The organism is Nocardioides sp. JQ2195, from assembly GCF_012272695.1.
GTDB lineage: Bacteria > Actinomycetota > Actinomycetes > Propionibacteriales > Nocardioidaceae > Nocardioides.
This window is the reverse complement of sequence record NZ_CP050902.1, coordinates 561,088-581,955: the sequence shown is the minus strand read 5'-3', so window position 1 is coordinate 581,955 and position 20,868 is coordinate 561,088. Positions and strand designations below refer to the sequence as shown.

The 20,868-nt window shown below is 69.6% G+C and carries 19 protein-coding genes; 6 read left to right on the top strand and 13 right to left on the bottom strand.

Annotated features, from left to right (window positions below; translation table 11 throughout):
* Nucleotides 1–15: 15 nt before the first annotated feature.
* A complete protein-coding gene (locus ncot_RS02750; RefSeq protein ID WP_168616230.1) occupies nucleotides 16–777 on the bottom strand; it encodes an SDR family oxidoreductase in 762 nt (253 codons plus the stop codon).
* A gap of 144 nt (nucleotides 778–921) precedes the next feature.
* Between ncot_RS02750 and ncot_RS02745 the strand changes: the two genes are divergently transcribed.
* The gene (locus ncot_RS02745) at nucleotides 922–2,556 is read left to right on the top strand and encodes a class I adenylate-forming enzyme family protein (RefSeq protein ID WP_168616229.1); all 1,635 of its coding nucleotides are present in this window, start codon (nucleotides 922–924) and stop codon (nucleotides 2,554–2,556) included.
* 158 nt (nucleotides 2,557–2,714) lie between these two features.
* Here the strand turns inward: ncot_RS02745 and ncot_RS02740 are convergent, their stop codons facing one another.
* The 3 genes from ncot_RS02740 to ncot_RS02730 are packed head-to-tail and all read right to left on the bottom strand — an operon-like array spanning nucleotide 2,715 to nucleotide 6,759.
* Entirely contained in the window at nucleotides 2,715–3,377 is a 663-nt protein-coding gene (locus ncot_RS02740) for a PaaI family thioesterase (protein ID WP_168616228.1), read from the bottom strand.
* A gap of 25 nt (nucleotides 3,378–3,402) precedes the next feature.
* Complete coding sequence (locus ncot_RS02735) at nucleotides 3,403–5,580, bottom strand: acyl-CoA dehydrogenase (protein WP_168616227.1); 2,178 nt, start codon at nucleotides 5,578–5,580, stop codon at nucleotides 3,403–3,405.
* 3 nt (nucleotides 5,581–5,583) lie between these two features.
* Complete coding sequence (locus tag ncot_RS02730; RefSeq protein WP_168616226.1) at nucleotides 5,584–6,759, bottom strand: steroid 3-ketoacyl-CoA thiolase; 1,176 nt, start codon at nucleotides 6,757–6,759, stop codon at nucleotides 5,584–5,586.
* Nucleotides 6,760–6,976: 217 nt separating this feature from the next.
* Between ncot_RS02730 and ncot_RS02725 the strand changes: the two genes are divergently transcribed.
* On the top strand, nucleotides 6,977–7,903 hold the full coding sequence (locus ncot_RS02725) for an SDR family NAD(P)-dependent oxidoreductase (protein ID WP_168616225.1): 927 nt from the start codon (nucleotides 6,977–6,979) through the stop codon (nucleotides 7,901–7,903).
* A 71-nt stretch (nucleotides 7,904–7,974) separates the two neighbouring features.
* Here the strand turns inward: ncot_RS02725 and ncot_RS02720 are convergent, their stop codons facing one another.
* The 4 genes from ncot_RS02720 to hsaA form a co-directional block, all read right to left on the bottom strand.
* Nucleotides 7,975–8,748 carry an SDR family oxidoreductase gene (locus ncot_RS02720; protein ID WP_168616224.1) on the bottom strand — a complete coding sequence of 258 codons (774 nt, stop codon included), beginning with the start codon at nucleotides 8,746–8,748 and terminating at the stop codon, nucleotides 7,975–7,977.
* Nucleotides 8,749–8,763: 15 nt separating this feature from the next.
* Nucleotides 8,764–9,507: an SDR family oxidoreductase gene (locus tag ncot_RS02715; protein WP_168616223.1), complete on the bottom strand. Its 744-nt coding sequence runs from the start codon at nucleotides 9,505–9,507 to the stop codon at nucleotides 8,764–8,766.
* A 59-nt stretch (nucleotides 9,508–9,566) separates the two neighbouring features.
* Nucleotides 9,567–10,157: a TetR family transcriptional regulator gene (locus tag ncot_RS02710; protein ID WP_206065108.1), complete on the bottom strand. Its 591-nt coding sequence runs from the start codon at nucleotides 10,155–10,157 to the stop codon at nucleotides 9,567–9,569.
* A gap of 206 nt (nucleotides 10,158–10,363) precedes the next feature.
* Nucleotides 10,364–11,530: a 3-hydroxy-9,10-secoandrosta-1,3,5(10)-triene-9,17-dione monooxygenase oxygenase subunit gene (gene hsaA / locus ncot_RS02705; RefSeq protein WP_168616221.1), complete on the bottom strand. Its 1,167-nt coding sequence runs from the start codon at nucleotides 11,528–11,530 to the stop codon at nucleotides 10,364–10,366.
* A 148-nt stretch (nucleotides 11,531–11,678) separates the two neighbouring features.
* Between hsaA and ncot_RS02700 the strand changes: the two genes are divergently transcribed.
* Genes ncot_RS02700 through ncot_RS02690 form a run of 3 tightly spaced genes read left to right on the top strand, consistent with a single transcriptional unit; the run spans nucleotide 11,679 to nucleotide 13,971 of the window.
* On the top strand, nucleotides 11,679–12,848 hold the full coding sequence (locus ncot_RS02700) for a Rieske 2Fe-2S domain-containing protein (RefSeq protein ID WP_168616220.1): 1,170 nt from the start codon (nucleotides 11,679–11,681) through the stop codon (nucleotides 12,846–12,848).
* Nucleotides 12,848–13,162, top strand: a complete 315-nt coding sequence (locus tag ncot_RS02695; RefSeq protein ID WP_168616219.1) for a ferredoxin — start codon at nucleotides 12,848–12,850, stop codon at nucleotides 13,160–13,162. Before ncot_RS02700 ends, ncot_RS02695 begins: the two co-directional genes overlap by 1 nt.
* A complete protein-coding gene (locus ncot_RS02690) occupies nucleotides 13,159–13,971 on the top strand; it encodes an SDR family NAD(P)-dependent oxidoreductase (RefSeq protein WP_168616218.1) in 813 nt (270 codons plus the stop codon). The genes ncot_RS02695 and ncot_RS02690 overlap by 4 nt, the downstream gene beginning before the upstream one ends.
* A 197-nt stretch (nucleotides 13,972–14,168) precedes the next feature.
* Here ncot_RS02690 and ncot_RS02685 read toward each other — a convergent pair whose 3' ends face one another.
* The 4 genes from ncot_RS02685 to ncot_RS02670 form a co-directional block, all read right to left on the bottom strand.
* Nucleotides 14,169–15,089 (bottom strand): VOC family protein, encoded by a 921-nt coding sequence (locus tag ncot_RS02685; protein WP_168616217.1) that lies wholly within the window; start codon nucleotides 15,087–15,089, stop codon nucleotides 14,169–14,171.
* Between the two features lie 68 nt (nucleotides 15,090–15,157).
* Nucleotides 15,158–16,342 (bottom strand): acyl-CoA dehydrogenase family protein, encoded by a 1,185-nt coding sequence (locus ncot_RS02680; RefSeq protein ID WP_168616216.1) that lies wholly within the window; start codon nucleotides 16,340–16,342, stop codon nucleotides 15,158–15,160.
* A 167-nt stretch (nucleotides 16,343–16,509) separates the two neighbouring features.
* The gene (locus ncot_RS02675) at nucleotides 16,510–18,147 is read right to left on the bottom strand and encodes an FAD-binding protein (protein ID WP_168616215.1); all 1,638 of its coding nucleotides are present in this window, start codon (nucleotides 18,145–18,147) and stop codon (nucleotides 16,510–16,512) included.
* Between the two features lies 1 nt (nucleotide 18,148).
* On the bottom strand, nucleotides 18,149–19,015 hold the full coding sequence (locus ncot_RS02670; RefSeq protein ID WP_168616214.1) for an alpha/beta fold hydrolase: 867 nt from the start codon (nucleotides 19,013–19,015) through the stop codon (nucleotides 18,149–18,151).
* A gap of 150 nt (nucleotides 19,016–19,165) precedes the next feature.
* Between ncot_RS02670 and ncot_RS02665 the strand changes: the two genes are divergently transcribed.
* Entirely contained in the window at nucleotides 19,166–19,753 is a 588-nt protein-coding gene (locus tag ncot_RS02665; RefSeq protein WP_206065106.1) for a flavin reductase family protein, read from the top strand.
* Between the two features lie 89 nt (nucleotides 19,754–19,842).
* Here the strand turns inward: ncot_RS02665 and ncot_RS02660 are convergent, their stop codons facing one another.
* On the bottom strand, nucleotides 19,843–20,736 hold the full coding sequence (locus ncot_RS02660; RefSeq protein ID WP_206065104.1) for an IclR family transcriptional regulator: 894 nt from the start codon (nucleotides 20,734–20,736) through the stop codon (nucleotides 19,843–19,845).
* Nucleotides 20,737–20,868 lie beyond the last annotated feature (132 nt).

Sequence of the window (20,868 nt, the reverse complement as noted above, 5' to 3'; positions counted from 1 at the left end):
GGCCGGTGCACGGGGTCAGCCGAAGTTCGCCTGGGCTCCGTCGAGGGGAATGGTGGCGCCGGAGAGGTACTGCATGTCGGGACCGACGAGTGCGGCCACGGCACGGCCGATGTCGGCGACCGGATCGCCCACCCGCTTGAGCGGGATGGAGGCGATGAAGGCCTCGGACTCCTCGGGATTCCGCTCGATCCACCCCTGGAGTCCCGGGCTGAGCGCGTGCGGTGCGATCGAGTTGACCCGGATGTTGTCGGGCCCCCACTCCACCGCGGCGGTGCGGGTCAGCGACCTCAGCGCGGTCTTCGCGGCCGCGTAGGCGCCGTACGTCGTGGGGTCCCAGCGCACCATGGCCGAGGTGACCAGGTTGACGATCGAGCCGCCTCCCTGGGCGACCAGGTGCGGGTGGGCGGCCCTCATGAAGTCGAAGGCGGCGAAGGGGCCACTGCGGAAGCCGCGCTGGAACTCGCCGGACGACATCTCCAGGAGCCTGCCGTAGGCACCGAAGTAGGCATTGTTGACGAGGATGTCGAGACGACCGAAGTCCTCGGCGACCCGGTCGACCAGGGCCACGACGTTGTCCTTGTCCGTGACGTCGAAGGCGTAGGGACGAGCAGTGACCCCCAGCCCTTCCAGCTCGGCGCAGACGCCTTCGATCTTGGCCAGGGTGCGCCCGATGACGGCGACGTCGACCTGGCGTTCCGCGAGCGCGATGGCGATGCCGCGACCGACCCCTTGCCCGGCGCCGGTGATGAGGGCAGTGCGACCCTTGAGTGAGTTCATGGCGCCATGGTTCTCGACCCGGGTCACCCAGAGCCCCGTAGTGTCCCGTTCACCGGGAGGACGCGGTTGCCCGGGCGGGCCCGGTCCGCACACTGGTCGCGCCGATGCTCGAGGATGAGCACGAGACACACGAGGAGTCGGACGATGACCAGCACGCAGGACCCGATGGCCGCCTACGCACGACTTGTCGGGCCGGGTGGTCCGTTCGAGATGGTCGAGGAGGACGTGCTCGGCAACCGCCTGCCGGTCTACCGCAACCGGGCCAAGGCCCTCCACGAGATCCTCGCCGAGTCCGCGAAGCACGGTGATCGCACCTACATCGCCACCGCCGACGAGCAGGTCTCCTACGCCGAGCACGCGAGCCGGGTCTCCTCACTGGCCAAGGCGCTGGCCGAGGAGCACGGCGTGAAGAAGGGTGACCGCGTCGTCATCTCGGGCGCCAACTCCATCGAGTGGGTCGAGTCGTTCTGGGCCGTCGTGGCGCTCGGCGCCATCGCCGTCGCGTTCAACGCGTGGTGGTCCGACCGCGAGGTCGAGCACGGCATCGAGCTGACCACACCGATGCTGGCCGTGGCGGACGCGAAGCGGACCGCGGCGCTGGCCCAGCACGGCGTACCCGTCCTCAGCATGGAGGAGGACGTGCCCGCCCTCCGCGCCGCCCACCCCGAAGCCCCGCTGCCCTCGGGCGACGTCGACGAGGACGACCCGGCGGTGCTGATCTTCACCTCCGGCACCTCCGGCAAGCCCAAGGGCGCCACCCACTCGCACCGCAACCTGCTCGCGGTCGTGGAGTACCACCGCATGAACGACGAGCTGATGGCCGCCTTCGGCGACCCGACGGACGCCCGCGACCGCAGCTACCTGCTCGCCTCCCCGCTCTTCCACATCGCCAGCCTGCACAACCTGGTCGTCCCCCGGCTGGCGACCGGCTCCAAGGTCGCGATGAACGTGGGCTCCTTCGATGTCGAGCGCATCTATGCGCTGATTGAGAAGGAGCGGGTCACCAACTGGGGCGCAGTGCCGACGATGGCGTCCCGCATGCTCGACAGTGCCGTCTCCGACAAGTACGACCTCAGCTCGCTCACCGCCTTCTCCCTGGCCTCGGCACCGAGCTCGGAGAGCCTCAAGCAGAAGCTGCGCGAGAACCTGCCGTTCGCGGCAGCGCTGGTCGACAGCTATGGCCTGACCGAGACCTGCACCGGCGTCGCCACTGCCACCCCCGCCGATCTCGCGGAGTCACCGGGCACCCTCGGCCGCCCGTCGTACGGCGTCCAGCTCGAGATCCGCGACCCGATGGACCGGCCACTCGGCCCGGGGCAGGAGGGCGAGGTCTGCGTGCGCAGCACCTACAACATGCTGGGCTACTGGCGCAACGAGGAAGCCACCCACGACACCATCCGTGAGGACGGCTGGCTGCACACCGGCGACCTCGGTGAGCTCGACGAGCAGGGCCGCCTGCGGCTCAGCTCGCGGCGCTCGGACCTGATCATCCGGGGTGGCGAGAACGTCTACCCGGTGGAGGTCGAGCACGTGCTGACCGACCACCCCGACGTCATCGAGTGCATGGTCTTCGGGGTGCCCCACGACGACCTCGGCCAGGAGGTCTCGGCGGTCGTCGTGCACGGCGAGAACGCGCCCACCGTCGAGGAGCTGACCGCCTACGTCAAGCAGGCCCTCGCCTACTTCAAGGTGCCGGTGCACTGGCACCTGACCACCACCCCGCTGGTCCGCAACGCCACCGGGAAGGTCGCGCGCGCCGCCGTGCTAGCCGACGTCTGACACCGGCACTCACACTCCCACCCCCACTCCCCGTCCCCATCCCCGTCCCCGACGTTCCGGTCCTCCACGAGCGATAGTCCCTCACGTCTCGCAGGTCAATCCGACTGATTCGGATGCGAGACGTGAGGGACTATCGAGGATTTCAGGGCGGGTGTCGGTCAGCGGGGGCGGGCGACCTGGGCGTTGATGAACAGTCCCTCGGCGCTGACACACAGCTCGCCGTCGACGGTGATCTCACCGGTGGTCCAGATCTTGCGGCCTTCGACCCTCGTCTGCCGGCCGGTGATCTCGAGCTCTCGGAAGAGCGGCGTGGGGCGGTGGTAGGTCAGCGTCAGCACCTTGGTCATCCCCGAGTCACCGGCCCAGGCGTTCGCAACGCCGAGCACGTGGTCGAGCAACAGGGAGGACACACCACCGTGCACGTGGCCGGGCGGACCCTGGTAGGGCAGGCCGAGGGTGACCGCTCCCCCGATGGAGCCGTCGTCGCGACCCTCGAGCGAGAGTGGCGGGGCGATCGCGTTCTCCGGACCGGTGATCGGGTCGTGCCGGGTGACGCCCTCCCCCGCCCACATGTCGACGAGACGCTCGTCGACGGTACCTGCCTGCTCGACCAGGTGGTCGGCGACCGCGGTGAGCTGCGACGCGATCGCCCCCATCTCGGCCGAGGTCCGGTCACCGGCGTGCAGCAGCGCCTCGATCACGCGACGGGCCGCAGCCACGGCGCTGTCGACACCCTCGTTGTTGGGCTTGGCGGTCAGCACCTCCAGCCTCCGGGTCTCGCCCGGAACGACCTCGGGCTGCTGCGTGGTCTGGTCGGTCATGGTCGACGTCCTTTCCTGGAGGGGGTCAGCGCGGAAGCCCGAGGATGCGCTCGCCGACGATGTTGAGCTGTACGTCGGTCGTTCCGCCGGCGATGGTCAGCGCCCGGCTGCTGAGGAACCACCAGGTGGCGGTGCGCTCCTCCGGGTCCACGGTCAGCGACGCGGCGCCCTGGAACTCCATCAGTGTCTGCCACGTGTCCTGGATGTTCTCCGCGGCGATCAGCTTGGCCAGGCTGGACTCGGCTCCCGGCTGCAGCCCGGCCACCGACCGGATCGTCTGACGCAGGCCCAGCAGGCCGCCCGACTGGGCGTCGGCGATGAGGCGCCCGAGGGCCGCCATCTGCACGGGGTCGGTGCGGTCCACGTGCTCGAAGAGGAGCTCGGCGGTGCCGGTGGCGGAGTTGGAGGTCATGTGCACGCGCTCGTTGGCGAGCGTGGTGATCGCCAGCTTCCAACCGGCACCCGGCTCGCCGACCAGCATCTCGTCGGGGATGAAGACGTCGTCGAGGAACACCTCGTTGAAGTGCGCTCCCCCGGTCAGCTCGCGCAGCGGACGGATGTCGATGCCGGGCGTGGCCATGTCGAGCACGAAGTAGGACAGGCCCTTGTGCTTGGCGACGTCCTTGTCCGTGCGGGCCAGCAGGATTGCGAAGTCCGAGCTGCGCGCCCCCGAGGTCCACACCTTCTGACCGTTGATCCGCCAGCCGCCGTCGACCTTCTCGGCCCGCGTGCTGAGCGCCGCGAGGTCAGACCCTGCCCCCGGCTCGGAGAACATCTGGCACCACTCGATGTCGCCGCGCAGTGACGGCGGGACGAGCCGCTCCTGGATCGCGGCGTCGCCGTGGGCGATCAGGGTCGGGACCGCCCAGTTGCCGATGATCATGTCGTGCGGCTCGAGGCCGCGCGAGGCGAGCTCCTCGGCGATCACCACCTGGGTGACCGGGTCGGCGCCCCTGCCCCACGGCGCCGGGAAGTGCGGGGCCGTGTAGCCGAGCTCTGCCAACCGGGCTTGGGGATTCTCCTCCGTCACCGTGTCGAGCTCGGCGGCGATCTCACTGCGGATCGCCTCCGCCTCCGGCGGGAGGTCGAGGCCGAGCGGCCGTCGTACGCCGCCCAGGGCGAGGTCGGCGACCCGCTGCTCCCAGGCGGCCGTCGAGCCGAGCAGGATGGTCGTGGAGCGGAGCCGACGCAGCGCGAAGCCGGCCAGGTGCTCCCACGTGTAGCCGATGCCACCCAACGTGTTGACCAGGTCCTTGACCACCGCGAAGGAGCCGGGAACGGCCGTCGCACCGGCGATCGCGGCCGCGAGCGAGGCCTCGTCGCGGGCCGTGCCGTCGGACTGCGCCCGAGCGGCGTCCCAGGCACAGGCGCGGCCCTGCTCGGTGCGCACCAGCATCCGCGCCACCCGGTGCTTGACGCCCTGGAACGTGCCGATCTGCTGGCCGAACTGCTCGCGTGTCCTGGCGTAGTCGGCCGCGGTCGTGGTGGCCCAATCGGCCACACCGGCGGACTCGGCGGCGAGCAGGACGGCAGCCAGGTCGAGCGGTCGCTGCGCGTCCAGGTCGAGCACGTCGGCCCGAGCCACCTCGAGTCCCTCCACGGCCACGGTCGCGAACCGGCGGAGGAGGTCGTGACTCGGCTGCTCGGTGACCTGCACCGTCGCCCGTGGCACGACGATCCACGTGGTCTCCTCGGAGACGCGGACGGGCAGCACGAAGACGTCAGCGAGCTGACCACCGATGACGACGCCGCTGGTGCCGGTGACACGCAGGCCGTCGGGGGTCGGCGTACCGACCAGACCAGAGCCGGCCGGACCCGAGCCCGCCGGGTCGGCACCGAGCAGGTCGACCGCACCGGTGGACTCACCGGCGGCCAGCGCGGGCAGGTGCGTCTCGTGCCCCGCGGCATGCAGCACTGCGGACGCGAGCACGGTCGGCAGGAAGGGCCCGGGAGCCAGGGCGCGGCCCAGCTCCTCGGCGACCACGGCGGCCTCGGTGAGGCCGAAGCCGGAGCCGCCGACCTCCTCGGGCAGGTGCAGCCCGAACAGGCCCTGGGCTGCGGCCAGGGACCACCAGTCCGGGAGCTGCTCGTTCTTGACCTCGACGGCCTCGCGGACCGCCTCCTCGGTGACATGGCGTCCCAACAGCCCGCGCACGGAGTCGGCCAGTGCGGTCAGGTCGTCGTCGAGTCCGATGCTGCCCATGGCTCAGATCCGTTCGATGATGGTGGCGGTGGCGTGGGCGCCGCCCGCACACATGGTGACGAGGGCGGTCGACTTGTCGGTGCGCTCGAGCTCGGCCAGGGCCTGGGCGATCAGCCGCGCGCCGGTGGAGCCGACCGCGTGGCCGAGCGCGATGGCGCCGCCGTTGACGTTGACCTTGTCCATGTCGGCCCTGTGCTCCTTGGCCCACGAGAGGACGACGGAGGCGAACGCCTCGTTGATCTCGACGAGGTCGATGTCGCCGAGCTTCATGCCGGCCTTGGCGAGCACGTGGTGGGTGGCGGCGATCGGGCCGTCGAGGTGGAAGTGCGGGTCGGAGCCGACCATGCCGGAGGCGACGATCCGGGCGCGCGGACGCAGGCCCTCGGCGGCTGCCCGCTCGCGGCTCATCAGCAGTACGGCGGCCGCGCCGTCGCTGATCTGCGACGAGTTGCCGGCGGTGTGGATGCCACCGGGAGCCACGGGCTGCAGGGTCGCCAGCTTCTCGAGGGTGGTCTCGCGCAGTCCCTGGTCGCGGGTGACCTCCTGCGTCTCACCCGTGGGAGCCACCGAGCCGTCCTCCTGCTTGGCCATCACCGGCGCGGTGACAGGCAGCAGCACGGAGTCGAAGCGGCCCTCGGCCCACGCCACGGCGGCGCGCTGCTGGGAGACGAAGCCGAGCTCGTCGGCGGCCTCGCGGGAGATGCCGTAGTGCTTCGCGATCCGCTCGGCGGCGGTGAACTGGTCCGGCAGGTCGATCTCGAAGCCGTCGGGGATCGGCATCCCGGTGCCGGGGGCGAGGGCCTCGCCCAGGAAGACCCGGCTCATCGCCTCGACACCGCAGCCGATGCCGGCATCGATCTGTCCGGAGGCGATCAGTCCGGACACCATGTGCACCGCCTGCTGGGAGGAGCCGCACGCGCAGTCGATGCTGGTGCAGGCCGTCGTGTGGGGAAGCCCTGCCACCAGCCAGGAGTTGCGGGTGACGTTGTTCGACTGGGCGCCGACCTGGGTGACGCAGCCACCGACGACCTGCTCGACCGAGGCCGGGTCGATCCCGGCTCGCTCGATGACGCCGCGCTGTGCGGCGCCGAGGATCTCGGTCGGGTGCATCCCGGAGAGCCACCCGTTGCGGCGGCCGACCGGTGTGCGGACGGCTTCGACGATCACTGCTTCGGGCATGGCGGATTCCTCCTGTTGCGGGCTGAGCCAGCAGCGTCGCTCGATCTGGTCGCCGAGTGCCTCGCGATGTCCCACTGACCGGGTGTGATCCGTGTCCAGGCGGCGGGAGCCCCACTGACCGGGACGGTCGACGGCGCGGGCGCCGACACCCGACGTACGTTCCGAAGGAGCCTGGGCCCGAACCTCGGGCCACCCGACGACGAGGAGAAGCAACGACATGAGCGAGACCAGCCTGGCCGGACGCACCGCGATCGTCACCGGTGCCGGCGGCGGACTTGGCCGCGCCGAGGCGCTGTCACTGGCCGCAGCCGGCGCCCGCGTGGTGGTCAACGACTACAGCGAGGCGGGCGACGCCGTCGTCGCGGAGATCAAGGAAGCCGGCGGGGAGGCGCTCGCCGTCCGCGGCGACATCGGTGACTGGTCGCTCGGCGACCGTCTCGTCGAGGCGGCCGTCGACACGTTCGGCTCCCTCGACATCGTGGTCAACAACGCCGGCGTCCTGCGCGACTCGATGATCTTCAACCTCACCGAGGACGCGTGGGACGACGTGATCCGCGTGCACCTCAAGGGCCACGCGTCGCTCTCCCGGGCCGCTGCCGTGCACTGGCGTGCCGCGTCGAAGGCTGCCGGCGGACCGATCTACGGCCGGCTGGTCAACACCACCTCCGAGGCGTTCCTGTTCGGCTCTGCCGGGCAGCCGAACTACTCGGCCGCCAAGGCCGGCATCGTCGCCCTGACCCTCTCGGCCAACCAGGGCCTCTCGCGCTACGGCGTCACCGCCAACGCGATCGCGCCGCGGGCCCGCACGGACATGACGTCGCACGTCTTCGCCGGTGACCCCGACGCGTCGCGCGAGCTCGACATCCTCGCCCCCGAGCGGGTCGGCACGTTCGTCTCCTACCTCGCTTCACCCGCCGCCGCAGGCATCAGCGGCCAGGTCTTCGTCGTGTACGGCGACATGGTGGCGCTGATGGACTCGCCCAAGGTGGAGCAGAAGTTCACCGCGGCGTCGGGCGTGTTCTCGACGGACGAGCTCGCCGCACAGCTCGGGCCCCACTTCGAGGGCCGTTCGCCCCACCAGACCTACGCGGCCTACTCGGTGGCCGCGCTCGACACCACCGGCGTGGAGAACATCGCCAACTGACACGCGCCTGGGACGCGGAGCATCCCGGTCACCTGGTGACCGGGATGTTCCGTTGTGTGGTGGGCGAGAAGTCAGAAGACGTCCGCGCCGCGGTTCACGGCTTCGCCGCCACCGTCGCAGAAGATGACCTGCCCGGTGATGTGCGTGTTCTCCTCCGCGACCAGGAAGGCCAGGGCCGAGGCGAGCACCTCGGGGTCCTGGTGTCCGTTCAGCGGCATCGGCAGTGCCTGGTCGGCTGCGGCGATCATCCGCGGGTCCTCGAAGATCTGCGCGCTCATCGGCGTGCGCACGATGCCCGGGGCGACCGCGTTCAGCGCGATGCCGGCGCCGGCCCAGTCGGACGTGACGCTCTCGCGGCGTACCCAGCGGGCCAGCGCGGCCTTCGATCCCGGATAGATCGCCGAGCCCCGACCCTCGGCGTCGAGCTCGACAGCACGCTTGAGCGCCGACTCCTCCTCACCGGCCAGGCAGGCCTCACCCAGCGCCGCGTCGGAGGCATGGACGGCCACGCTGGAGGCGACGACCGCTACCCGCGGAGCGGACGACCCTCCCAGTGCGGGCAGCAGACCGGTGACGAACTCGGTCACGCCGAAGAAGTTGATCGCGATCACGGCGGGTGAGTTGCCGGAGATGCCGGCACAGGCCACGACCGCGTCCACCGTCGGCGACAGCGCGATTACGCCGGCCACGGCTTCCGCACGCCCGTCAGGGCTGGACAGGTCCGAGCACACGTCGGCATCACGCAGGTCCACACCGATCACCCGATCGCCTCGTTCGACGAGGAGATCGGCGGTGGCCCTGCCGATGCCGGATGCTGCTCCGGTGACGACAACGGTTCGCGACATGGGGTCCTCCAGTTCTCAGGTGTGGGAGCCGCCGTCGACGCGCAGCTCCGCACCGGTGAGGTACGACGCGTCGGGCGAGGCTGCGAACACGATGGCGGCGGCGATCTGCTCGGGTTGGGCTCTGCCCAGCAACGAACGCACGCGGTCGAAGTAGCTGAAGTCGAGGTCGCCCGGCGTGACGGCAGCCGTGAGCGGCGTGGCCGTGGTCCCCGGGGAGACCGGTACGACGCGGATGCCACGCCCCACCAGCTCCGCGGCCAGCGTCTTGCTGAGCGCGAGCACCGCACCCTTCGAGGCGGCGTACGCGCTCATGTAGGGATTGCCGTGGTCGGCCGAGGTCGAGGCCACGTTGACGATCACCCCGACGTCGTTCGGCAGGTGGCGCAGCGCCTCGCGACAGAACAGCGCGGTCCCGATCGTGTTCACCTCGAACAGCTCGCGCATGTCGGCCACGCTGAGCGTCTCGATCGGGGTCGTCCGTTGGATGCCGGCCACGTTGATCAAGATCTCGATCCCGCCCAGCACCTCGGCAGCAGCGTCGACCGTGGCGATCACCTGGGACTCGTCGGTGACGTCGACGACCGCGGTCTCGACGCGGCCGGGACCCTGCGACGTCTCGGCCGTCTCGGCCAGGCCCTCCTCGTCCCGGTCGACGGCACAGACGGCCGCGCCCTCGGAGACCAGTCGCCGCACGGTGGCCCGCCCGATGCCGGAGCCAGCCCCTGTGACGAGGACATTCGCACCGCTGAACCTGTTCATGGTCGTGACGCTAGGGCTTGGCGAAGCCCCTGCGGAGGGAACTCCCGTTGAGCGGTACGCTATGTGGTCGACCAGTCTGCAAGCAGCAGCTGGCAGGTCACCCGCAGGTCGTCCACCACCTGCTCGTGAGGGGTGCGCTGGTTGAGCGCGGCGGTGAGCACGCCGTACCACGCCTGCTCCACCAGCCGAGCGAGCTGGATGTCACGGTCACCGGGCTTCTCGCGACCGGCCGTGTCCAGCAGCAGCTGCGTGAAGCTGGCCGAGGTCTGACCCGCCTCCGCCTCGGTCGCATGGATCGCCGCGTTGTTGGAGACCATCATGGCGTGCGCGAGAAGTGGCGACCCGAGCATCTGTCGAGTGGCCTCGAGCAACAGTCGGGTGACCGCTTCGACCGGGTCGTCACCGCACGCCGGAGGGGATGCGTACGCCTGGATGCGATCGATCTGGGCCTGCATGACCGCGGTGAAGAGGTGCATCTTCGACGGGAAGTAGCGATAGAGCGTGGCGATCGCGACACCGGACTCCTTGGCCACCTCCTGCATCTGGACGCGCTCGAGTCCGTTGCCCGCACCCTGCCGGGCAGCTGCGCGCAGGATCCGCTGCACGCGCGCCTCCTGCTGCGGTGAGTTCGGCTTTGCCGGCGCCCTCACCTCGCCAATTCTGGCCACGTCATCCCCTCGTCGTTGTGGACACCCATTTTCCCGCGATGTTGCCGGCAACGCCCGGAACCCTACCGCTGACCGGGATTGTCGCCGGATGTCCTCGTGCAACCTCCACGTGACGCGAACCGCGCATCAAGAACCCATCGTTCGAGGCGCAGGAACCGCCGGTTCGCGCATCAAGAACCCACCGTTCGTCAGATCAGGTTGTCCTCGACGGTGATCCCGAAGGCGCCCTTGCCGTAGAGAGCCAGCGTGCGCTCGACGTCGTTGGCGACGTGGACGGAACCGGCGTGGGCGTCGCGCCAGGCCCTGCTGATCGCGCTCGACCAGTGCAGCGAGCTCCCGCCGGCGGTCTTGAAGAGGATGTCGATCGCCTCGAGGGCCCGCTCCGCACCGAGCACCTGGTCCCTGCGGGTGCGCAGTCGCAGCTCCATCGGGATCTCCCGACCGGCGGACGCGGCGGCAAACATCTCGGCGATGTTGCGGTCCATCTGCAGGATCGAGGCATCGACCAGCGACGAGGCGCGAGCCACCGCGACCTGGGCGAACTGGTCATCGGCGAAACGGCCGCCGCCGAGGCTGAGACGCAGACGGTCGGCCATCTCCCCGACGTACGAGTCCAGGCACCCCGCGACCGCGCCGAGCACCGGCGCGGTCACCGTGGTGGTGAAGATGGCCCCGAACGGAAGCCGGTAGAGCGGCCCCTTGTTGACCTTCTGGCCGGGGCCGCTCAGCCGGGAGTGCTCGAAGTTGCGCAGCGTGCGGTGCTCGGGAACGAAGACGTCGTCGACGACCACGTCGTTGCTGCCCGTCCCGCGCAGCCCGACGGTGTTCCACACGTCGACGACCTGGAAGTCCTCCCGCGGCATCAGGGCCGTGATGAAGTCGATCGGGTTGCCGGTCGGGCCCAGCACCAGCGCGCCGAGCAGCACCCAGTCGGCGTGGTCGCACCCCGACGAGAAGCTCCACCGGCCCTTGAGCCGGAAGCCTCCGTCGGCGCGCTTCATCTGGCCGACCGGGGCGTACGACGACGCCAGCAACGTGTCGGGTCCGGCCGACCACACCTCGTCCTGCGCGGCCTTGGGGAACAACGCCAGCTGCCACGGGTGCACGCCCACCACCGAGCTCACCCATCCGGTGGAACCACACGCGCCGGAGATCAGCCGGACTGCCTCGTAGAACGCGAGCGGGTCGGCCTCCAGGCCGCCGTACTTCTTGGGTTGCAGCATGCGGAACATGCCCGCCGCGGTGAGTTCCGCGATGGTCACCTCCGACACCTTCCGGGCGTGGTCGGTGGCCTCCGCACGATCCGCGATCGACGGCAGCAGGTCTCGCACGTTGTCCAGCACTTGATGGCTCATGGCCCCAGAATGCGGTCGCACCCGAGCCGGGAACCCCGCTCCTTCCGATCAGTGGGACTGCTCCACGCCGACGGCGCGCGACCGCTCGACACTCGATGGAGCAGATCGGTCAGTGGCACACCAGCCCAGGCACGGACGGAGACGGAAAATGACCGCAGTGGACGACGAAGTACGCCGGATCGAGGCCGACGCAGCACCCACGAGGTTCGCGCGTGGATGGCACTGCCTCGGCCTGGCCAAGGACTTCCAGGACGGCAAGCCGCACCAAGTCCTGGCGTTCGGCGAGAAGCTGGTGGTCTTCGCCGGTGAGGACGGCACGGTCAACGTGCTCGACGGCTACTGCCGCCACATGGGCGGCGACCTGTCGCAGGGCACGGTCAAGGGCAACAACATCGCCTGCCCGTTCCACGACTGGCGCTGGGGCGGCGACGGCCGCTGCAAGGAGATCCCCTACGCCCGCCGCGTCCCGATGCGCGCCCGTACGGCGTCGTGGCCGACACTGGTCCAGGACGGCATGCTGTTCGTCTGGAACGACCCGCAGGGCAACCCGCCCCCCGAGGACGTGACCATCCCCCGGATCGCCGGCGCGACCGACGAGAACTGGACCGACTGGACCTGGTACACCACGGTCATCGAGGGCGCGAACTGCCGCGAGATCGTCGACAACGTGGTGGACATGGCGCACTTCTTCTACATCCACTACTCGTTCCCCACGTACTTCAAGAACATCTTCGAGGGCACCACCGCCACCCAGTTCATGGAGGGCACCGGCCGTGAGGACATCGCCCGTCCCCAGAGTGCCGGCAGCAAGGCGCCGAAGTCGCTGGGCAACAGCTCTGTCGCGTCCTACCACGGCCCGTCGTTCATGATCGACGACCTGACCTACCACTACGACGACGGTGACATCAACAGCGTCCTGATCAACTGCCACTACCCGATCGACTCGAACTCCTTCGTGCTGCAGTACGGCGTGATCGTGGAGAAGAAGCCGGGCATGGAGGATGCGGAGGCCAACGCGCTGGCCCGCAAGATGGGCGACTTCATCCGGCTCGGCTTCGAGCAGGACGTCACGATCTGGAAGAACAAGGCACGCATCGACAACCCGCTGCTGTGCGAGGAGGACGGGCCGGTCTACCAGCTGCGTCGCTGGTACGAGCAGTTCTACGTCGACGTCGAGGACGTCACCGACGAGATGACGGACCGGTTCGAGTTCGAGATCGACACCGACCGTCCCAACGAGGCGTGGAAGCGCGAGGTCGCCGAGAACATCGCCGCCCGTGAGGCCGCTTCAGCCTCCGACCAGGGCCAGCCGGTCTGATGGCCGTCCGTCCCGACAACCGCCTCGCCGACGGGCCGATGCAGCCCGTCGAGTGCGATGCGTGCGGAGCCTGCGTGCTGGTGCGCAAGAGCAGCTGGGAGCAGACCTCCTTGCAGTGGTCGGCCGAAGCCGCCGAGGCGTGCGTCGAACGTCGCGCTGCCTCCCCGCGGCCGGGTCCCAATGGGACCGCGTTCTCCGGTTGCGGCTCGTTGCGCGACTCCGTCCGCGCCGCCGTCCATCGCGGCGACGTGAAGGTCCAGATCGAGGACGACCTCAAGACCAACCCCGATTCCCAGGAGCACGAGCACGCATGAACAACCCCATCGATTCGACCAAGTACGGCCCCTGGGCGGTCATCGCCGGCGGGTCCGAGGGCGTCGGCGCCTCCTTCGCCGACCAGCTCGCCGCCGCCGGGATCAACCTGGTCCTGCTGGCGCGCAAGCCCGGCCCGCTGGAGGAGACCGCAGAGGCCGTACGCCGTACCCATGGCGTCGAAGTCCGGACGCTGTCGGTGGACCTCACCGAACCTGGCGCGATCAAGCAGATCACCGAGGTCACCGACGGGCTCGAGGTCGGGCTGCTGGTCTTCAACGCCGGCGCCAACACCTACGGCCACGAGTTCGTGACCGGCGACCTGGAGAAGTTCGCCAAGGTCATCGACCTCAACATCACCGCCCAGCTGGAGCTGGTGCAGTTGTTCGGTGGCCCGATGAAGGAGCGGCGTCGCGGCGGCATCCTGCTGGTGGGCTCGACCGCCGGCTTCCTGGGCTCCGCCCAGATCAGCATCTACGCAGCCGTGAAGGCGTTCTGCCGGGTGTTCGCCGAAGGCCTCTGGGTGGAGATGCGCGACCACGACGTCGACGTCGTCGAGTTCGTCCTCGGCGTCACCCGCACACCGGCAATGGCACGCGCCGGTCTCAACTTCGACATCCCCGGCATGCACGTCTCCGAGCCGGAGGACGTCGCGCGTCAGGCGCTCGCCGCTCTCACCAAGGGCCCGGTCCAGGTTGCCGAGGGCAACGAGAAGGTGGTCTCGATCCGCAGCGGCACCGACCGGCACAAGCTGGTGCTGGGCGCGCACGAGGCCTCGAAGAAGATGCTGCCCCCGTCCCACCAGGACTGATCCACCGCACTCACTGCCGCTCCGGCACAGACCGGGACCACAGCGTTGTCGAACGACAAGTTCACGACGCGGTGGTCCCGTTCTGCATTGCCGGGATCGGGCGCCCTCAGGCGTCAACACGTGCCGGGTCGGCGCCCTCAGGCGTCAACACGTGCCGGGTCGGCGCCCTCAGGCGTCAACACGTGCCGGGTCGACGATCACTGGGGCGGGGTGAAGGCGGCCAGCGGCTCGGAGCCGGACCAGTCGTGTCCCCAGTAGGAGTCCGCAGTGATCTCCTCGGCCGTGTAGTAGGCCTCGTCGACGAGCATGCCCTCGGTGCCGTACTCGAGGTCCCAGCCGCCCGGCGCGCGGACGTAGAACGAGACCATCTTGTCGTTGGTGTGGCGACCGAGGGTCGAGGAGAGCGAGAAGCCCGCCTTGTTGACCTTGTCGAGGGCCCGGCCGACGGCGTCGAGGGAGTCGACCTCCATCATCAGGTGCACCAGGCCGGGGGCCTCACCGTGCGGGGCCGGGCACACCGCCAGGCTGTGGTGGCGCTGGTTGACGCCCATGAAGCGGACCCGACGCACGGGCGGCGGCGAGTCGAGGCCACCGAGGCGGATCGCTCCGCGCGGCAGGAAGCCGAGGACCTCGGTGTAGAAGGCCACCGTCTCCTCCGGGTTGGTCGTGGGGAGCACGACGTGGCCCATGCCCTGGTCGCCGGTGATGAACTTCTGCGCGTGGCCGGTGAGCACCGGGCTGTGGTCGAGGACCGGGCCGAAGAACACCTCGACCGGGGTGCCGGAGGGGTCCTCGAAGAAGATGCCGGCCTCGACACGGCGTTCGTCGCACTCCTCCTGGGTGAGCACCTTGACGCCCACCCCAGCGGCCTCGACGGCGCGGCCGACGGAGGACAGCGCGAACTGGTCCCGCACCTCCCAACCCACGGCCAGCACCTTGTCGCTGTCACCGGGGACGACGATGAGTCGGGCCGCCCGCTCGTCCATGCGCAGATAGAGGCCGTCGGCGACGGGACCGGCGGTCTCCTGGATGCCCAGGCAGTCGACGGTCAGCTCGCGCCAACGCGCAATGTCCTGGCTCTGCACCTTGAGGTAGCCGAGTGCTCGGATCTGGGTCATCTCTTGGTCCTTCGGTCGTGGGGGGTCGGGAAGCAGGGAGGGAGGTCGGTCGGTCGACGTACGAACCGTCAGATCATCGACAGCATCGGGCCGGGCGGCGGGGTGACATCGATGTCGGTCAGTGCGGTGGCGTGGAAGACCGAGCCGGGCACGTGGATCGCGTGCGCCAGGCCCATGTGGCCGTCGCGCCAGAACCGCTGGATGGGGTTGTCCATCCGCAGTCCGTTGCCCCCGGACCGGGCAACCACCTCGTCCATCGCGCGGACTGCGCGCCAGGCAGCGGCGACCTGGGTACGCCGGGAGTCGGCGCGCTCGGTGAGCGTCGCCTCCTCGCCCCGCTTCGCCTTCTCGTAGAAGTAGGTGACGTTCTCGAGCATCGCGGTGCGGGAGGCCTTGATCTCCGCGGCTGCGGCGCTGATCGCGTAGAGCACGTACGGGTCGTCCTTCACCTTCGTGCCGGTGATCTGGACCCGGTTCTTCTGGTAGGCCAGGTGTGCGTTCAGCGCACCCTCGGCGATGCCGATGACGGCCGAGGTGATGCCCAGCGGGAACGCCGTGGTGAAGGGGATGTGGAAGCTCGGGTCGGTGTGGCCGGACTCGCGCGGCTGGGAGCCGTCGAGGAACTTCGCGAACTCGACGACGCGGTGTTCGGGGATGAAGGCATCCTTGACGATGACGTCCTTGGAGCCGGTGCCGCGCAGGCCCACGACGTCCCACGAGTCGTCGACGATCTCGTAGTCGGAGCGGGGCAGGATCACGTGGTAGTTCTTCGGCGGCATGATCGTGTTGCCGTCCTCGTCACCGAGGAACGCACCGAGGAAGATCCAGTCGCAGTGGTCGGTGCCCGACGAGAACTGCCAGTGCCCGTTGAAGATGTAGCCACCCTCGACCGGACGCAGGACGCCCATCGGCGCGTAGGGCGAGGCGATCCAGGTGTCGTGGTCCTCACCCCAGATCTCTTCCTGCACGCGGGGGTCGCACATCGACATCTCCCACGGGTGAACGCCCACGATGCCGGCCACCCAGCCGGTCGACCCGTCGAGCGAGGCCAACCGCATGACCACCTCGGCGAAGTCGCGGGGGTGCGCCTCGGCGCCGCCGTACTTGGCCGACTGAAGCATCCGGATCACGCCGGTCTCGCGGAGGATCTCCACGGCGCGGTCGCTCAACCGCCCCAGCTTCTCGTTCTCGGGGGCGAGGGCAGCGAGCTCCTCAGCGTGGGCCTCGACTGCCTGCAGCACGGTGTTGGTCATTCTTGGTCTCTTCTCTTGGTGGCGACCCCACCACGATCACAGTCCGGCGAGCGGGCCGTTGCGCGTCTCCCGCTGATCGGGACGACCTGCCGAGGAAGTGTCCGACACCCACGATGAGCAGACCCGTCGGCCCCCACGGCACAGCGCGGGGACCGACGGGTCAGGTGTCAGGAAGCGGCGTGGCGGGCGGCGACGTAGCCGAACACCATTGCGGGGCCGATGGTCGCGCCGGGACCGGCGTACTCGTTGCCCATCACCGATGCCGAGGTGTTGCCGGTGGCGTAGAGACCGGCGATCACCGAGCCGTCCTCGCGCAGCACCCGGGCGTGCTCGTCGGTGACCAGGCCGCCCTTCGTGCCGAGGTCGCCGACCTGGATCTGCATCGCGTAGTACGGCGCCTTGTCGACCCGGTCGAGATTCGGGTTCTTCAGCGTCGGGTCGCCGTAGTAGCGGTCGTAGGCGCTGGCTCCGCGTCCGAAGTCCTCGTCGATCCCGCTCTCGACGAAGCCGTTGAAGCGGGCCACGGTCTCGGCCAACGCCTCAGCCGGTACGTCGATCGCGGCGGCGAGCTCCTCGATGGTGGCGGCCTTGTGGGCCAGTCCCTTGTCGTAGAAGTCCCTCGGGATCGGCGCCCCGGGCAGGATCTGGGCGAACGGGTAGCGAGCACGGGCTCGCGCGTCCATCACGAACCAGGCCGGCAGGTGCTTGCCCTCGAGCTGGTCGTGCACGAAGTTGACGTAGGGCGACGCCTCGTTGGTGAACCGCTTCCCGTCGGCGGAGACGATCACGTGCCCCGGGATGGCGCGTTCGGAGACCAAGGGGATGGTGGCACCTGCCGGGTGCTCCACCGACGGCATCCACCACGCGTCGTCCATCAGGTCGACGGCCGCACCGAGGCCCTGGCCGGCCAGGATGCCGTCACCGGTGTTCTCCCGGGCGCCGAGGCTGTGGTTCTCCTTGCCGCCCTCCGGCAGGTACTGGTCGCGCAGCTGCGGGTTGTGGTCGAAGCCACCCGAGGCCAGGAGTACGCCGCGGCGCGCGCCGATCCGGCGTACGGCGCCGTCGCGAGTGGTCGTCACGATCCCGGTGACCCTGCCGTCCTCGGTGACCAGCTCGGTCATCGAGGTCTGCAGGCGCAACGGGATGCCCGCGTCCTTGAGGGCCATCCGGAGCCTGGCGACCAGCGCCCGCCCACCGGTGGCCATGTGCCGACGCCGGACGACGTTCGACGACACCCGCCACGCCGCCACCACCGAGGCCCAACGGCCGCGCCAGGTGCGCTTGACCATGGCCAGGTCGTGGTAGTCCTTGCTGGTCACCCAGAGCCCGAGCGGGCCCTTCATGCTGTTCGGGCGCTGGAACTGCTCGTCGTCACCGAGCTTGCGGGTGTCGAACGGCTTCGGCTCGATCGATCGGCCCAGCGGCCGGCCGCCGTCGTACTCCGGGTGGTAGTCGGCGTAGCCCTTGGTCCAGCTGAACTTCATCCACCTCGACTTCTCGAGCAGCTCCATCGTGGCCGGCCCGTTGTCGACGAACGCGTCGAGGCGTTCCGGAGCAACCCGGCCCTCGGTCAGGAGGTCGAGGTAGCGCCGGATGGACGCACGCGAGTCGTGGTGTCCACGGCGGCGCAGGGTCGGGTTGTTCGGGATCCAGATGCCGCCACCCGAGATGCCGGTGGAGCCGCCGAACTTCTTCGCCTTCTCGACGACCAGGACGCTGAGCCCCTCCTCGACGGCGGCGAGTGCGGCGACCATGCCACCGCCTCCGGAGCCGACGACGACCAGGTCGAATTCCTCGTCGAACATCTCAGTCCTCCCTCGTCAGGAAGGCGAGGACGGTGGACTCCCACGCCGCCTTCTGCTCGATCATGGTCCAGTGCCCACAGTTGGGCAGCACGTGCACCTCGACGTGCGGGATGGTCCGCATCGGCAGCAGCATCATGTCGACGGGGCTGACCCGGTCGTCGCGACCCCAGGTGATCAAGGTCTTCGCGGTGATCTTGTGGAGCATCGCCCAGTACGGCGGCTCCGGAGACTTCTCGGCCAGCTTCGCCATGTGCTGCAGCACGCCCCGGCCGTACATCCGCTTCGCGGCGGCCAGGGTCGCCGGGTCCTTGGCGACGGCGAGGCGTTCCTCGATCAGCTCCTCGGTGACCAACGACTCGTCGTACACCATCGACTTGAGCCAGGCGACGAGCCGCTCGCGGGTCGGGTCCTCGACGAAGTCGGTGAGCAGGTTGAGGCCCTCGCCGGGCGCCGGACTGAAGATGTTGCGGCCCATGCCGCCGATGGTGACCAGCTTGTCGATCCGCTCGGGCTGGGCGATCGCGAAGCGGGTGGCCACGATGCCGCCCATGGAGTTGCCGATCATGTTCACCCGGTCGAGGCCGAGCTCGTCGAGGAACGTGCCGACGGCGGGGAAGGCCGCGGCCATCGGGTGCAGGTCGGTGTCGTCGCTGACCCCGAAACCCGGGAACTCCAGGGCCAGGCACCGGAAGTGCTGGGAGAAGAGCGGCAGGTTGCCACGGTAGTTGCGCCATGCGCTGACGCCGGGGCCGGAGCCGTGCAGCATCACCAGCGGCGGCGCGTCCGGGTCGCCGGCCTCGTGGTAGCGCAGCACGCCGTTGTCGGTCTTCAACTCACGCAGGGTCGATTCGCGGGTCAGTTCAGTCACCCTCCGCACGTTAGGTCCCCTGGGGTCCGGACGCTCCCGGCGATCCCGATCACCGGGAGCGGGCCGGGCGCCCGCGCCACCGCCAACGATGGCGGCCACTGACCGGGACGATCGGCCACCCGGCGCACCGAGTTCCGGATGATCGTCACCATGAGCACCCAAATCTGCGAGACCGACATCAGCACTCGAACCGGGCCGACCCCCGATGAGATGCGCGCCGCCATGGGCATCTTCGCCTCCGGCGTGACCATCGTGACCGGCGTCGACGACGAGGGACCGGTCGGCTTCGCGTGCCAGTCCTTCGCCTCGGTCTCCCTCGAGCCGCCGCTGATCCTGTTCTGCGCGGACCACCGCGGCCGCAGCTGGCCGCGGATCAGCAGGAGCGGACGGTTCTGCGTGAACGTGCTCGGCGAGGAGCAGGCCGAGCTGTGCGCCCGCTTCGGCTCGAGCCGAGGCGCCCGCTTCGAGGGACTCGACTGGGAGCTCTCCGCGTGGGGTGCGCCGGCGCTGGAAGGTGTGATGCTGCGGGTGCACTGCGAGGTGGAGACCGTGCACCTGGCCGGCGACCACGACGTCGTGATCGGTCGGGTCCAGGAGCTGGAGTACGAGGGCTACGAGCGGCCGATGATCTTCTACCGGGGCGCGTTCGGGACCGAGTTCAACGACCCGTCTCGCCGCAACCCCGATGCCACCCCCGCCTCGTTCCTCAACTGGGGCGACGGCTTCCGCTGGGGCTGAGCCCGGCCCCCGGACGCGGATCGGGACGCCGGGGTCGTCGCACGAAGCGATGACACAGACGTCCCGACCCGGTGCCGGAGACCTGCGGGCTACATCCAGCCGCCGTTGCCGACGGCCATCAGCCGGCCCATGGTCTCGGAGGAGAAGGTCTCCTGCGGCACCCCGGCACGGGGGCGACGACGGGGACGCACCTGCTGGGCCAGCTCCGGGGAGAGCTTGTGGGAGATCGAACGGGCGGCCATGGTCACCAGTGGCGCAACCCGCTCGAGGGGCGCCTGGGCGTCACCGACCAAGGAGATGGCGCCGATCGGGCCGTCCACACCGCGCACCGCAGCCGCAACGCAGGAGATGTTGGGGAAGCACTCGCCGCGCTCGAAGGCGAGCCCGCCGCGTCCACGGATGCGGTGCAGCTCCTGATGCAGGGTCAGGCGGTCGGCGATCGTACGCCGCGTGCTGCGGGCGAGTGCCTCACCGACCATCTCCTCGACGGTCTCGGCCTCGAGCCAGGCCAGCATCGACTTGCCCAGGGCGGTCGAGTGCACCGGGGCACGACCTCCGACACGGGACGGGACGGAGCCGGCGAAGCGGCCACCGACCTTGTCGAGGTAGGAGACCTCGCCGTTGACCAGCACGGCCAGGTGGACGACCAGGCCGGTCTGGACCATCAGGTCGTGCAGCATGGGGGCCGCCTCGGCCCGCAGCTCGTGGTTGCCCCGGTCAGCGGCGTGGCCCAGCTTGAGCGAGCGCGAGCCGAGACCGTAGCCGAACGGCGTGTGCTCCAGCCACGCCAGGCTGACGAGCTGGTCGAGGATGCGGTGCGCAGTGGATCGGGGAAGGTGCGTGGCCCGGGCCACCTGCTCGAGCGTCAGTCGCGTGGTCGCGCCCTGGAACGCATCAAGGATCAACGTCATCCGCTCGACCATGGACGGCGGCAGTTCCCGGCCGGTCTTCTCCGGCTGCTCGACGGTCTCCATTGCGGACATCGTGCTCTCCTCCAGTATTCGGTGACATCCCCCAAACTGAAATTGATTCTAGGCTGCCGGATCGACCCCGGCAAGGCTTTTCTGAAATTCATTTCAGGGCCCGTTCAGTGGGAGCTCGCCGACCCCGGTCGA

What these genes read in the sequence shown, in the direction of transcription:
- ncot_RS02750 (WP_168616230.1), bottom strand. Translation starts at nt 777, where the DNA reads ATGAACTCACTCAAGGGTCGCACTGCCCTCATCACCGGCGCCGGGCAA.
- ncot_RS02745 (WP_168616229.1), top strand. Translation starts at nt 922, where the DNA reads ATGACCAGCACGCAGGACCCGATGGCCGCCTACGCACGACTTGTCGGG.
- ncot_RS02740 (WP_168616228.1), bottom strand. Translation starts at nt 3,377, where the DNA reads ATGACCGACCAGACCACGCAGCAGCCCGAGGTCGTTCCGGGCGAGACC.
- ncot_RS02735 (WP_168616227.1), bottom strand. Translation starts at nt 5,580, where the DNA reads ATGGGCAGCATCGGACTCGACGACGACCTGACCGCACTGGCCGACTCC.
- ncot_RS02730 (WP_168616226.1), bottom strand. Translation starts at nt 6,759, where the DNA reads ATGCCCGAAGCAGTGATCGTCGAAGCCGTCCGCACACCGGTCGGCCGC.
- ncot_RS02725 (WP_168616225.1), top strand. Translation starts at nt 6,977, where the DNA reads ATGAGCGAGACCAGCCTGGCCGGACGCACCGCGATCGTCACCGGTGCC.
- ncot_RS02720 (WP_168616224.1), bottom strand. Translation starts at nt 8,748, where the DNA reads ATGTCGCGAACCGTTGTCGTCACCGGAGCAGCATCCGGCATCGGCAGG.
- ncot_RS02715 (WP_168616223.1), bottom strand. Translation starts at nt 9,507, where the DNA reads ATGAACAGGTTCAGCGGTGCGAATGTCCTCGTCACAGGGGCTGGCTCC.
- hsaA (WP_168616221.1), bottom strand. Translation starts at nt 11,530, where the DNA reads ATGAGCCATCAAGTGCTGGACAACGTGCGAGACCTGCTGCCGTCGATC.
- ncot_RS02700 (WP_168616220.1), top strand. Translation starts at nt 11,679, where the DNA reads ATGACCGCAGTGGACGACGAAGTACGCCGGATCGAGGCCGACGCAGCA.
- ncot_RS02695 (WP_168616219.1), top strand. Translation starts at nt 12,848, where the DNA reads ATGGCCGTCCGTCCCGACAACCGCCTCGCCGACGGGCCGATGCAGCCC.
- ncot_RS02690 (WP_168616218.1), top strand. Translation starts at nt 13,159, where the DNA reads ATGAACAACCCCATCGATTCGACCAAGTACGGCCCCTGGGCGGTCATC.
- ncot_RS02685 (WP_168616217.1), bottom strand. Translation starts at nt 15,089, where the DNA reads ATGACCCAGATCCGAGCACTCGGCTACCTCAAGGTGCAGAGCCAGGAC.
- ncot_RS02680 (WP_168616216.1), bottom strand. Translation starts at nt 16,342, where the DNA reads ATGACCAACACCGTGCTGCAGGCAGTCGAGGCCCACGCTGAGGAGCTC.
- ncot_RS02675 (WP_168616215.1), bottom strand. Translation starts at nt 18,147, where the DNA reads ATGTTCGACGAGGAATTCGACCTGGTCGTCGTCGGCTCCGGAGGCGGT.
- ncot_RS02665 (WP_206065106.1), top strand. Translation starts at nt 19,166, where the DNA reads ATGAGCACCCAAATCTGCGAGACCGACATCAGCACTCGAACCGGGCCG.
- ncot_RS02660 (WP_206065104.1), bottom strand. Translation starts at nt 20,736, where the DNA reads ATGTCCGCAATGGAGACCGTCGAGCAGCCGGAGAAGACCGGCCGGGAA.